Below are 12,068 nucleotides of genomic sequence, written 5' to 3'. Positions count from 1 at the left end.
GACACCCATGAAGGTTGAAGGCAAGCTCTTCTGGTACCTGGTGCCCCCGCTGGTGCTGTTCTTCTTGGTGTACTCCTTCTGGACCGGGTGGAACGAGTGGGTCGGAGCCATCGGGCTCGCACTCTCCGCGGCGATGGTGGCCATGATCGGCTGGTACATCGGTGTCACGGCCAAGACCCTGCCGGGCCTGCGCCCGGAGGACGACCGGTACGGACACATCGACCAGATCTCTGGCCACTACGGTCACTTCGCCCCGTACTCCTGGTGGCCGCTGTGGCTGGCCCTGGCCGCTGCCGTGGTCTTCCTCGGCGTGGCCATGGGCTGGTGGATCGTCTACATCGGTTCGGTGTTCCTGGTGTTCGCAGTGATCGGTTGGGTCTACGAGTACTTCTCCGGCGCCCACCACGTCTGAGCCACCGCGCCTGACGTCCTGAGCACCGCGCCACGCGGCCCCGTCCTCCCTTGGGAGGGCGGGGCCGCGTCGTTGTGCAGCCATGCCACGCCAGCGCAGTCCCGCGCGGCGGTGGCCGGCCGGGTGGGCGGAAACTGCGCCCGTGGCCTGGCGGGGCAGGGGCGTGCGGAGAGGGAACGGACCAGCTACACCGGCGCAGGCTCACGTGACCGTGCTGTGGCGCGGTGGAGTGAGTCCCACGCGGTAGTGGACGGCGCGCAGGTGGGCGGGGAGCGCGCGCTGCGACGGCAGGCAGGCAGGCGGGCAGCGCAGGGCGGGCGGCGGAGTGAGTCCCGCGCGGCGGCGTCCGGTGAGGTCAGGCCCAGCCGAGCTCGTGCAGCCGGTCGTCGTCGATGCCGAAGTGGTGGCCCACCTCGTGCAGCACCGTCACGGCGATCTGCTCCCGCAAGGCGTGGGGCGTGCGGTATGCGTGAGAGAGGGGCCCCCGGAAGATGAAGATGCGGTCAGGGATCGGGGGCGGCATGAACCCCCCGCGCTGGGGCAGGGGGACGCCCTCGTAGAGGCCGTACAGCACCGTTCCCTCGGCGTGGGCGCCCGGAGCGCTGATGCTCTCCAACTGCGCACGGTCAGGTTCCTCCTCGACGAGGATCACCACGTTGTCCATACGGTCGATCAAGGCCTCTGGCAACCGGTCCAGGGCATCGCCCACAGCTTCCTCGAACTGTTCGAGCGTCAGGGCATAGGAGGCGGCCATGCAGGGCAGAGTACGCCAACCGTGGCGACGTGCCACGGGGTCGCCAAACCGCGGCGGGGTGAGCACGAGAACGGGCCGCCCTCCCGAAGGAGGACGGCCCGTTCAAGCGGGGGAGTGCGTCAGTGGCGCTTCTGGCCCTGCAGCGTCTCCTCCACGGCAGCCACCTCGTTGCTGGCCTGGGCGGCCAGGTGGTGGTCGTGCGCGTGGTGCTCGTCGGCGTGGGCCTCGGCGAGCTCGGCCGGCGTCACGGCCGGGATGCGGTCCTCGAAGAAGAACGAAGTCATCTTCGCGCGCGACTTGTCCATGAAGGACGGCTTGCGCTGCACACCGTTCTCGTCGGTGCCCGCGATCTCCTCGGCGGTCAGCGCCCGGTAGTCGGGGTGCTGCACGAGATTCCAGCGCTCGTAGGGCGAGAGCTCCTCGTGAGCCTCGAAGAAGCGGCCCTCCGGCGTGCGGACGATGCGGCCGGACTCGCGCCCGTGCAGCACCTTCTCGCGGTCGCGGCGCTGCAACGAGAGGCAGATGCGCTTGGTGACCCAGAAGGCGATCACCGGGCCGACGAAGAACAGCGTCCGCAGGGCGATGGTGATGTCGTTGATCGACAGCCCCAGCTTGATGGCCATGAGGTCGTTACCGGCCGCGGCCCACAGGACCACGTAGACGGTGACGAAGGCGGCACCCAGACCGGCACGGACCGGCGCGTTGTACGGGTACTGCAGCAGGTGGTGCTCACGGTCGTCGCCGGTCACCCAGGCCTCGAGGAACGGGTAGACCATGGCCAGGCCGTACATGAACGGGATCAGGAACAGCGAGCCCGGGAAGATGTTCATGCTGAACGTCCGGTCGAAGAGGACGAACTCCAGCCAACCAGGCAGCAGTCGCAGGGCGCCGTCCGCGAAGCCCATGTACCAGTCAGGCTGTGAACCAGCCGTCACCTGTGTGGGCTCGTAGGGCCCGTAGGCCCAGATCGGGTTGATCGTGACCAGGGCCGAGATCAGCACCGTCAGACCGAACACGATGAAGAAGAAGCCACCGGCCTTCGCGGCGTACACCGGCATCACGCGGAAGCCCACGACGTTGTCGTTGGTGCGACCCGGCCCGGGGTACTGGGTGTGCTTGTGCACGGCCACCAAGATGATGTGGACCGCGAACAGGCCGACCAGGATGGCCGGGATGATCAGCACGTGGAAGGCGTAGAAGCGGGGGATGATCAGCTCGCCGGGGAAGCCGCCGCCGAAGAGCATGTACGACAAGTACGTACCGACGATCGGGGCGGACATCAGGAAGCCCTGCATGGCGCGCACACCGGTACCCGAGAGCAGGTCGTCCGGCAGCGAGTAGCCCATGAAGCCCTCGAAGATGGCGATCATCGACAGCGCGCAACCGATGACCCAGTTGATCTCGCGCGGCTTGCGGAACGCGCCGGTGAAGAACACGCGGAGGGCGTGGAGCATGATCGCGACGATGAAGATCAGCGCGGCCCAGTGGTGGATCTGCCGCATGAGCAGACCGCCCTTGATGTCGAAGCTGATCGCCAGCGACGAGTCGTAGGCCTCGGACAGACCGATGCCGCGCAGGGGCTCGTAGTCGCCGTCGTACACCGTGTGTGCCATCGACGGGATGAACCACATGGTCAGGAAGACGCCTGTGATGAGGCAGATGACCATGGAGTACATGGCGATCTCACCGATCATGAACGACCAGTGGTCCGGGAAGACCTTGCGCATCAGGTACTTCGAGAAACCCGCACCGCCGGTGCGTGCGTCGACCCAGGTGGCGACGTTCTCGATGGGGCCGCGCTGCGTCTGCGCGGCGGGTGCCGGACGCGTGCGACGCGCCGTGCGGGACTCTGCAGCGGTGCTCACAGTTCACGCTCCCAATAACTCGGACCAACGGGCTCCGCGAAGCCCTGGTCAGCCTTCAGGTAACCCTCGTCGTCCACCGAGATCTTCAGCTGCGGCAGCGGGCGCTTGGCCGGGCCGAAGATCACCTTGCAGTCCTCCGTCACGTCGAAGGTGGACTGGTGGCACGGGCACAGCAGGTGGTGCGTCTGCTGCTCGTACAGCGCCACCGGACAGCCGACGTGGGTGCAGATCTTGGAGTAGGCGACGATGCCCTCGTAGCCCCAGTCGCGCTGCTTGTCCGACTTGATGTCGTCGGGGTTCAGGCGCATGAGCAGGACGGAGGCCTTGGCCTTCTCGTCCAGCGGGTGCTCGGCGTCGTTGATGCCCTCGGGGAGGATGTGGAAGACCGAGCCCAGCGTGACGTCGGAGGCCTTCACGGGGATGCCGTCCGGGTCGGTGACCAGACGCTTGCCCTCGGCCCAGAAGGTCTCCGCCAGGTCGTTGCCCGGGAGGGGGCCCATGGAGCCGACCAGCTGGATGCCCAGCGGCAGGGCGAACAGGCCCATGGCGCCACCGAGCGTGTACTTGATGAGGGGGCGACGCATGATCTGCGAGGACTCCAGGCCCTCGGCCACGGTGTCGGCGAAACCCTGACGCGTCTCGGCGTCGGCGGCCAGCACGTGGCGCTCCTCGGTGACCTCGTGGTCGTCCATCAGGGTCTTGGACCAGTGGACGATGCCCAGGCCGATGCCGAGCAGCGACAGGGCCATGGTCACACCGAGGACCACGTGGTACAGGTTCTGGGAACCGATGCCGGGGATGGTGCCCACGGCGTCCTGGTCCATCCAGAAGTAAGCCACGATGAAGCCCAAGGTGCCCAGGATCGACAGCAGGAACAGACCTGCCACCTGGCGCTCGGCGCGTGCAGCAGCCTTGGGGTCGACGTCGGCCCAACGCAGGACGTGCGGGGGATGGCCGGGGTTCTCGAAGTGTTCCGGCACCACGTCGTGGTGGGAGTCACCACCGTGGGGCACCGGGCGGTTGGAGCCGTGCGACATGGCGTCCTCTCCGTGGGCGGGAATGTGGGCAGGGGGCATCAGCTGGACTTCCTCGTCAGCCAGAAGGCAGCACCGAGGAAGAGTCCGATGCCCAGGGTCCAGATGAAGACACCGTCGGCCACCGGGCCGAGGTTGCCGAGGTCGTTACCACCCTGGTTGGGCGCGTTGTGCATCTCGTCCAGGTAGGCCGAGATGTCCTCCTTGTCCTGGGGGGACAGGTTGGAGTCACTGAAGACCGGCATGTTCTGGGGGCCGGTGTCCATGGCCTGATAGACGTGCTTGGGGCTGACGCCCTCCAGGGAGGGGGCGTACTTGCCGCGCGTCAGGGCGCCACCGGAGCCGTTGAAGTTGTGGCACATGGCGCAGTTGACGCGGAAGAGCTCACCACCGTGGGCGGCATCAGCGCCCTCGAGGTCGGTGTACTGCTCCTCCGGGACGGCCGGGCCGTCACCCAGGCTGGCCACGAAGGCGGCCATCTGGTCAATCTGCTCCTGGTCGAACTGCGGCTCCTTGCGCATGGCCTGCACACCGGGGGCGGCCAGCGGCATGCGGCCGGTGGCGACCTGGAAGTCGACGGCGGCAGCGCCGACGCCCACCAGCGACGGCCCGGCATCGGTGATGCCCTCGCCGTTCGCGCCGTGGCAGGTGGCGCAGTTGGCCTGGAAGAGCTTGTTGCCCTCCTGGACGTCCTCAGCGGACATGGCGGCCGTCTCGGCGCGCACCTCCGAGGGCTTGAGGGCCATGTAGAGACCGCCCATGACGGCCAGGGCTGCCAGCAGCAACACGAAGATCGCGGCGGGGTGGCGCCGGTATTCGAGGAGGGAGTTCATCGGTCGGACCAATCGTCGGAGGACTCAGGGGCGAACTGGGGGTGGCGGGGCGAGGCGGCCATCACCGAAGCAGGTAGATCGAGGCGAACAGGACGATCCACACCACGTCGACGAAGTGCCAGTAGTAGCTCGTCACGATCGCGCCGGTGGCCTGCGAGTGCGAGTAGTGGCGGGTGGTGAACGTCCGGCCGATGATCAACAGGAAGGCCATGAGTCCACCCAGCACGTGGATGCCGTGGAAGCCGGTGGCCAGGTAGAAGATCGACGTGTAGGAGTCGGTCTGCAGGGTGAAGCCCTCGTGCACCAGCTCGGCGTACTCGAAGACCTGGCCGGCGATGAACACCGAGCCGAAGATGTAGGTGAGGACGTACCACTCGCGCATGCCCCACTTGCCGACCTGCAGGAGGCTGCCGGTCCGGGAGGACTGGCCGTGCTCGGCCTTCATCACGCCGAGCTGGCACCACACGGAGGAGATCACCAGGATCATCGTGTTGCCCAGCGCGAACGGGACGTTCAGCGAGGGAGTGTGCAGGTCCCACAGTTGCGGGGCTACGGCCCGCAGAGTGAAGTACATCGCGAATAGACCGGCGAAGAACATGAGCTCGGAGCCGAGCCACACGATCGTCCCGACCGCAGCCATGTTGGGTCGGGTCACCGGGCCGAGTGCGTTGGAGCGGATCTCGGCAGGAGCAGGGGAGTAGTTCGCAGTCGCCACCTGAGCATTATGGACCATGGCCGATCGTGAACCGGGGAGGGTCACCCCCTCTACGACGGCGCGTCGCACTTTTCGGCCCGGACCCGCTCCGGTGGAGGGTCCCGGGGCGTCGTTAGGCTGGCGGCATGACGACCAGTTCCGGTGACCTCACGTGGCGTTCGATCCTCTCGGAGCTGCTGGCTGGCAGGGACCTGGGTGGGGACGCCGCATCGTGGGCCATGGATGAGGTGATGTCCGCCCGGGCGTCGGACGTCGAGGTGGCCGGGTTCCTCGTGGCCCTGCGGGCCAAGGGGGAGTCCGTGGCCGAGGTCCGCGCACTGGCGGACGTGATGGTGGAGCACTCGGTGCCGCTGCCCCTGCGACGTGAGGGCCGCCGCGTGGTCGACATCGTCGGGACCGGGGGAGACGGCTTCGACACGGTCAACATCTCCACCATGGCCTGTGTCATCTCGGCGGCCGCCGGTGTGACTGTGGTGAAGCACGGGAACCGGGCCGCGTCCTCGAAGTCGGGCGCCGCCGACGTGCTGGAGGCACTGGGGGTGGATCTGGCGCTGGAGCCCGCGGACGTTGGTCGCGTGGCCGAGGAGGCGGGCATCACCTTCTGCTTTGCCCAGACATTCCACCCCTCGATGCGGTTCGCGGCCCCTGCCCGCCGTGGGCTGGGCGTGCCCACCGCCTTCAACATCCTGGGGCCCATCACCAACCCGGCGCGTCCCGAGGTCTCGGTGGTGGGTTGTGCGCAGGAGTCCGTGATGGACCTGCTGGCCGGGGTGTTCGCCGACCGGGGCACCTCCGCCGTGGTGATGCGGGGGCGGGAGGGTCTGGACGAGGCGAGCACCGCTGGGCCGACCGACGTCCGGTGGGTGCGTGACGGCGTCGTCACGCAGTTCGTGCTGGAGCCGGCGGTCGTGGGTGTGCGCCACCACACGACCGAGGAGCTGCGGGGTGGCGATGCCGCGCACAACGCCGAGGTCGCCCACCAAGTCCTCGGAGGGGCCGACCTGCCGGCCACCGAGGCGGCCGTCCTCAATGCGGGACTGGCTCTCGCCGCAGCCTCACCGGTCGACGGGGCGCTGGACCAGGCGGGTTTCGACGCCCTGGTGGCCGACAGCGTCCGGGCTGCGCGTGCTGCGATCGCGGACGGCTCGACCCAGCGGGTCCTGGCCGACTGGGTACGGGCGTCGCGCGGCACCACCTACCCGGCGTGACCCACCCGGTCGGCCCGCCGGCCTGACCGGCGCGGTGGGCCGCCTCAGCTGTCGAGGCCGATGGCGAACGCCTGGGCCTCGTCGTCCGCGGAGTAGGTACGGAACGCGATGTGGGTCTCGGTGTCGGTGACGCCCTGGACCTTGTTGAGCCGGTCGGCGATGACGTCGGCGAAGTCCTCGTGCCGCTCCACCTGCACCACGGCGATGAGGTCGACCGCGCCGGCGGTGGAGTACACCTTCTCGATGCCGGGGATCTCGGCGATGCTCTGGGCCACCTGCGGGATCTTGGCGGACTCGGCGTGGATCAGGACGATGGCGGAGATCATGGGCCCAGCCTAGCGCCGGGGGCCGCGGCGGGACCGGGCCGAGGGCAGGTCGGCGGCGACGGCCTCCTCGAGCAGGTCGGTGACGGCGGCGGCGGAGTGCACCGGGGTGGCCCAGCCGTCCGAGGCGGTGACCAGGCGCACCCCCTCGGCCTCCAGCCAGCGCAGGACCAGGTCGGTCTCACCCGGCAGTGCCGCGGGGGAGCCGTCGGTCCGTGCCCGGACCACCTCGGCCGTGGCGGTGAGGGCCTCGACGACCGGCATGGGGTCGACACCCCGGGGGGCCAGGGCCGACCCGGCGAGGCGACCGTGGCGGATGCACACCAGCTCCCAGCCGCCACCCCGCATCGGGGCGGCGGCCACCAGCTCACGGACACCGGCCAGCGCCTCGTGCCGCTGGCGACGGGCGGCTGCCCGCAGGTAGGCGCGGGCGCCGTCCCGCAGCACCCTGGCCTCCTCGTACCGTTCGGCGCCCGCGAGCTCGTCCATCCGGGCCGCCAGGGCCTGCCAGGCCTCGCGGTGGTCGGTGGCCAGGGCAGCGCGCGCACGCGTGGTGACCTCCGCGTACTCGGAGCGGGACATGGCGCCGGTGCAGGGCGCACCGCATCGGCCCAGGTCGGCCAGGGCGCAGGCGGTCGTGGCGCGGGCGGCGGAGGCCTCGGTGATGCGGCTGGTGCACTGACGCAGGGGGAGGGCCGAGTGGAGGGCCTGGACCGCCTCCTTCGCGGCGCTCGCCGAGGGGAAGGGGCCGATGTGGGTCGCCGCGTCGTCCGAGACCGCGCGCACCACGGACAGGCGGGGGAAGGGTTCGTCGGTCAGGCGCACGTAGGGCAGGGAGGCGCCCTTGAGCCCGGCGCGGTTGTACCGGGGCCGGTGCTCGGCGATGAGGCGCAGCTCCCGCACGGAGGCCTCCAGTGCCGTGGGGCACACGATCGGCACCACGCGCTCGGCGAGGCGCACCATGTCCCCCATGCGCCGCCTGGTCTCCGAGGCCGTGAAGTACTGGGACACCCGGCGGCGGATGTTGACCGCCGTGCCCACGTAGAGCACCTCACCGGCCGCGTCGAGGAAGCGGTAGACGCCGGGGGCTTCAGGCAGGTCGGCGGCCAAGGTGCGCTTGCGACGCCGCGCCTCCGGCACGTGCCGGCTGTACGCCAGCAGCTCCTCGAGCGAGTGCACACCCAAGGGGCCCACCCGCTCGATGAGCCCGTGGAGCACGTCCACGGTGGCCCGTGCGTCGTCGAGCGCACGGTGGGAGGGTGTGGTTTCGGCCCGGAAGTACGCCGCCAGCGTGGAGAGCTTGTGGTTGGGCACCTCGGGGCGGGGGAGCAGCTGCCGGGCGAGGTGGACGGTGTCGAGCACGGGGTTGCCGGGCGCCGGGCGGCCGGTCCGCTCGCACGCGCGCCGGACGAAGGCGGTGTCGAAGCGGGCGTTGTGGGCGACGAGCACCGCATCGCCCACGAACTCCAGGAAGTTCGGCAGGACCTGCTCGATGGAGGGGGCGGCCGAGACCATCGCCGTCGTGATGCCGGTGAGCACCTGGATGTACGGGGGGATGCCCGCGGCGGGGCGCACCAGGGTCTGGAACTCGCCAACCACCTCGCCGCCGCGCACCTTGACCGCCCCGAACTCGGTGATCTCGCTGTCGGCCGAGCTGGTCCCCGTGGTCTCCAGGTCGAAGACCACGAAGGTCACGTCGGCCAGCGGCGTGCCCAGGTCCTCGAAGCTGCCCTGGATGCCGTGGCGGGGCGGGGTGCTGTGCGGCATGGCGGCACCGTAGACGCGAGGGCCGACAACCTCCGGAGACCGGGCGGGATGTGGACAGAGGAACGGATGTTGTCGGTCGTGTGTTCTAGCGTGGGTTCGTGTCGGGGCGAGGTGCCGAACCCGCCCGTGGATCCGAGGAGGAGACGACCATGCAGCAGCACGGGATGACGCAGCAGGACACCGACCGGCCGGGGTCGACCGGGTGCTCGGCCTGTGCCACCCACCTGGGGGGCGACTCGCCCCGCCGAGCCGCTGGCGGCGGGTGCGAGGACCATCTGGACCCCCGCGAGCAGGAGGCCGTCGCGGCGCTCGTGCGCGGCGGCCTGGTGGAGCTCGGGACGGCGCTGGGCCTGCGGGCCGAGGTCGTGACGACGGCGGGTGCGGGTCGGGTGGTCACAATGGTGTGATGCACCCTTCTCCGCGCCGCGCTGGACCCTGGGCGGCTGGGGTGATCTGTGCCGCTGTGCTCGTGACGGCGTGCGGGGGAGAGCAGGGTCCCGTGCCGGGGGTCGGGGGTACGGAATCGTCCGCCGGTGCGGGGGGATCGGGTGGCCCGCCCGGTGAGTGGAGCCGGGGCGCCCCGTCCTGTGCCGGTCCCTCAGGACGTCCGGGCGCGTTGGGGGCCGGCGGCACCCCGTGGCCCGATGAGGTCCGCGCGGCCGACGAGCTCGTCCGGAGTCGGTGGGAGGCGCGGCCCGGCCCGCGAGACGTCGTGGTGCGCCTGGTGGAGGACCGCGAGGAGTTCGAGGCCCTGGGTGGCACGGACGCGGTCCCGGGGTTCACCCGGGGACTCCAGGTGTCCCCCGGTGGTTCCACGGCCGTGGACTGTCCGTCTCCGGGTGACGGGAGCGTCGAGGTCGTCCTGCACCCGGGGGTGGCGGACCTGGCACCGGCGGACCGTGGCCTGGTGCTCCGGCACGAGCTGGTCCACGCCCGCTACGACCAGGTGATCGACCCCGCCGAGCCGGAGTGGTGGCGCGAGGGGGTGGCGGAGTGGGTCGCGCACGGCTCGCCACCGGGATCACTCGCGGCGTCGGACCCCTCGGTAACGACGTCCCCGGCCGCCCGCGCCAAGGACTACCGCACCGCACACCGGGCGGTCGCGGCACTCGCGGACCACCGGCCCGGCCTGGTTGCCGACGTGGACGCTGCCTGGGGCACCCCGGAGCTGGAGGACGCCTCCGAGCTGAGGGACCACCTGGTGGCCCGGGGTGTGCCCCGGGCCACCCTCGAGACCGTGGTGGACCGGGCCCAGGATCAGGCAGACTGAGCCAGCCTCCGGGACGTCCGGTGGTCCCACCCGTCCGGCGCCCGTGCCGGACCGCCTGGTCGTTCTCTCTGTGGAGGTTGTATGTCCCTCGCCATCGGTGTCGACATCGGAGGCACCAAGATCGCTGGGGCCCTGGTCCGGGACGGCGAGATCCTCCAGCGGGCGCGGGTCGAGACCCCCGCCGAGGACGTCGGAGCCATCGTCGAGGCCGTGACCACGGTCATCCAGGACCTCCAGGGCAAGGCGGGGGGCGAGGACGTCGTGGGTGCCGGCATCGCGTGTGCAGGCCTGGTGGACGCCGCGGGCGAGACCATCCTGTTCGCCCCGAACCTGGCGTGGCGGGACGAGCCCCTCAAGGCGAAGGTGGCCGCCCAGGTCGACCTGCCGATCCGGCTGGAGAACGACGCCAACGCGGCAGCCTGGGGGGAGTTCCGCCACGGAGCTGCCCGGGACCACGACGACATGACCCTCATCACCGTCGGGACCGGCATCGGCGGCGGCATCGTCAACGATGGCACCCTCCTGCGAGGCGCTGCCGGAGTGGGCGCCGAGATCGGCCACATGCGCGTGGTGCGCGACGGCCTGCGCTGCGGGTGCGGCAACCGCGGCTGCTGGGAGCAGTACGGCTCGGGCAGCGCCCTGGTCCGCGAGGCCCGCGACCTCATCCGGTCCGGTACCCCCCACGCAGCTCGCCTCAGCGGCGCCTGCGGGGGCGATCCCGACGCGCTCGAGGGGGCCGACGTCACGAAGGTGGCCGAGGAGGGCGACCCCGCGGCGGCGGAGCTCATCCACGAGCTGGGGGTCTGGATCGGCGAGGGCGCAGCCAGCCTCGCGGCGATCCTCGACCCGGCGGCGATCGTCATCGGCGGCGGGGTGAGTGCTGCCGGCGACCTGCTGCTCGAGCCCGCTCGCCGGGCCTTCCACCGCAATCTCACCGGTCGCGGTTACCGCCCGTGGCCGGAGATGGTGATGGCGAGCCTGGGCAACGACGCGGGCGTCATCGGCGCGGCCTCGATCATGCTCGACGAGCGGCCCACGAGCTGAGGCCTCACTGGTCGCCGGTCACCCGGCGGGCGAAGGCCACGGACTCCTCGTGGACGCGGGGGGCGTCGTGGTCGAGCGGGACCACGTGGAAGCTGTTCTCGAGCACGACCTCGCGGACGTCCGTCGAGGAGATCCGCCGCAGGATGCTGGCACTGCTGCGGGCCGGCACTACGTGGTCCACGGCCGAACGCATCAGCAGGACCGGGCAGGTGACCTCGCGCGCCCGCCGCCGCACTCCCCGCCACAGGGCCCGCTGGGAGTTCAACGCGTGCATGGGCACCCGGTCATAGGCCAGCTCACCGGGACTGTCGGGATCGGCGACGTCGCCGGCGATGCCGGGCATCGACGGCCGGACGTGGCGCACCAGGGGGGTGAGGGGCACGAAGGGGTTGACCGCCGCGACGGCCGGGTTGACCAAGATCACACCGGCCACCCGGCCGGGGTGGGCGACGGCGAGCGCCAGGGCGAGCGCGCCCCCCATCGACAGGCCGCCGACCACGGCGGGACGGAGCTCGCTGGCGCGCAGGAGGGACCGTTCGGCGATGCGGTACCAGTCCTCCCAGCCGGTCCGGTTCGCCGCCTGCCAGGTGCGTCCGTGCCCGGGAAGCCGCGGAACGTCCACGGAGAACCCGGCCTGCTGGAGCGCCTCGGGCCAACGCCCCAGCGATTGCGCCGTCCCGGTGAAGCCGTGGCACAAGACCACCTGGGCCGAGCCCTGCGGCCCCGGCAGGTATCGGCCCTCTCCGCCGGGCAGGGGAGGGGTGACCGGTTCGATGACGGGGGTGGGGGGCGCCATGGAGACCATCCTGACACGGGGGCACGGTCGTGGCCGTGGAAAGATGG

Annotated in this window: 13 protein-coding genes; 5 read left to right on the top strand and 8 right to left on the bottom strand. The window is 70.8% G+C overall.

Annotated features, from left to right (window positions below; translation table 11 throughout):
• Window positions 1–7: 7 nt before the first annotated feature.
• The gene (locus tag KSED_RS07945; protein ID WP_015779583.1) at window positions 8–412 is read left to right on the top strand and encodes a cytochrome c oxidase subunit 4; all 405 of its coding nucleotides are present in this window, start codon (window positions 8–10) and stop codon (window positions 410–412) included.
• 355 nt (window positions 413–767) lie between these two features.
• Here KSED_RS07945 and KSED_RS07940 read toward each other — a convergent pair whose 3' ends face one another.
• The 5 genes from KSED_RS07940 to ctaE all read right to left on the bottom strand — a co-directional run bounded on the left by KSED_RS07940 (window position 768) and on the right by ctaE (window position 5,613).
• Complete coding sequence (locus KSED_RS07940; RefSeq protein WP_015779582.1) at window positions 768–1,166, bottom strand: metallopeptidase family protein; 399 nt, start codon at window positions 1,164–1,166, stop codon at window positions 768–770.
• Between the two features lie 119 nt (window positions 1,167–1,285).
• Window positions 1,286–3,031, bottom strand: coding sequence for a cytochrome bc1 complex cytochrome b subunit (gene qcrB / locus KSED_RS07935; protein ID WP_015779581.1), 1,746 nt, complete (start codon window positions 3,029–3,031; stop codon window positions 1,286–1,288).
• Window positions 3,028–4,068, bottom strand: a complete 1,041-nt coding sequence (qcrA, locus tag KSED_RS07930; protein ID WP_015779580.1) for a cytochrome bc1 complex Rieske iron-sulfur subunit — start codon at window positions 4,066–4,068, stop codon at window positions 3,028–3,030. Before qcrA ends, qcrB begins: the two co-directional genes overlap by 4 nt.
• Before the next feature lie 38 nt (window positions 4,069–4,106).
• A complete protein-coding gene (qcrC, locus tag KSED_RS07925) occupies window positions 4,107–4,898 on the bottom strand; it encodes a cytochrome bc1 complex diheme cytochrome c subunit (protein ID WP_015779579.1) in 792 nt (263 codons plus the stop codon).
• Window positions 4,899–4,959: 61 nt separating this feature from the next.
• Window positions 4,960–5,613, bottom strand: coding sequence for an aa3-type cytochrome oxidase subunit III (ctaE, locus tag KSED_RS07920; protein ID WP_015779578.1), 654 nt, complete (start codon window positions 5,611–5,613; stop codon window positions 4,960–4,962).
• A gap of 125 nt (window positions 5,614–5,738) precedes the next feature.
• Between ctaE and trpD the strand changes: the two genes are divergently transcribed.
• Window positions 5,739–6,821 (top strand): anthranilate phosphoribosyltransferase, encoded by a 1,083-nt coding sequence (gene trpD, locus KSED_RS07915; protein ID WP_015779577.1) that lies wholly within the window; start codon window positions 5,739–5,741, stop codon window positions 6,819–6,821.
• A gap of 44 nt (window positions 6,822–6,865) precedes the next feature.
• Here trpD and KSED_RS07910 read toward each other — a convergent pair whose 3' ends face one another.
• Window positions 6,866–7,147: an Lrp/AsnC family transcriptional regulator gene (locus tag KSED_RS07910; protein ID WP_015779576.1), complete on the bottom strand. Its 282-nt coding sequence runs from the start codon at window positions 7,145–7,147 to the stop codon at window positions 6,866–6,868.
• A 9-nt stretch (window positions 7,148–7,156) separates the two neighbouring features.
• Window positions 7,157–8,911 carry a DEDD exonuclease domain-containing protein gene (locus tag KSED_RS07905; protein ID WP_015779575.1) on the bottom strand — a complete coding sequence of 585 codons (1,755 nt, stop codon included), beginning with the start codon at window positions 8,909–8,911 and terminating at the stop codon, window positions 7,157–7,159.
• 149 nt (window positions 8,912–9,060) lie between these two features.
• Between KSED_RS07905 and KSED_RS07900 the strand changes: the two genes are divergently transcribed.
• From KSED_RS07900 to KSED_RS07890, 3 genes are all read left to right on the top strand, one after another.
• Window positions 9,061–9,318: a hypothetical protein gene (locus KSED_RS07900; protein WP_015779574.1), complete on the top strand. Its 258-nt coding sequence runs from the start codon at window positions 9,061–9,063 to the stop codon at window positions 9,316–9,318.
• 209 nt (window positions 9,319–9,527) lie between these two features.
• The gene (locus KSED_RS07895) at window positions 9,528–10,181 is read left to right on the top strand and encodes a hypothetical protein (RefSeq protein WP_015779573.1); all 654 of its coding nucleotides are present in this window, start codon (window positions 9,528–9,530) and stop codon (window positions 10,179–10,181) included.
• A gap of 81 nt (window positions 10,182–10,262) precedes the next feature.
• Window positions 10,263–11,225, top strand: a complete 963-nt coding sequence (locus tag KSED_RS07890) for an ROK family glucokinase (RefSeq protein ID WP_015779572.1) — start codon at window positions 10,263–10,265, stop codon at window positions 11,223–11,225.
• 4 nt (window positions 11,226–11,229) lie between these two features.
• Here the strand turns inward: KSED_RS07890 and KSED_RS07885 are convergent, their stop codons facing one another.
• Window positions 11,230–12,021: an alpha/beta hydrolase gene (locus KSED_RS07885; RefSeq protein WP_015779571.1), complete on the bottom strand. Its 792-nt coding sequence runs from the start codon at window positions 12,019–12,021 to the stop codon at window positions 11,230–11,232.
• Between the last annotated feature and the right edge of the window lie 47 nt (window positions 12,022–12,068).

The organism is Kytococcus sedentarius DSM 20547 (assembly GCF_000023925.1).
Lineage (GTDB): Bacteria > Actinomycetota > Actinomycetes > Actinomycetales > Dermatophilaceae > Kytococcus > Kytococcus sedentarius.
The sequence above is the reverse complement of the archived record's forward strand: the minus strand, read 5'-3'. Positions and strand labels throughout refer to the sequence as shown.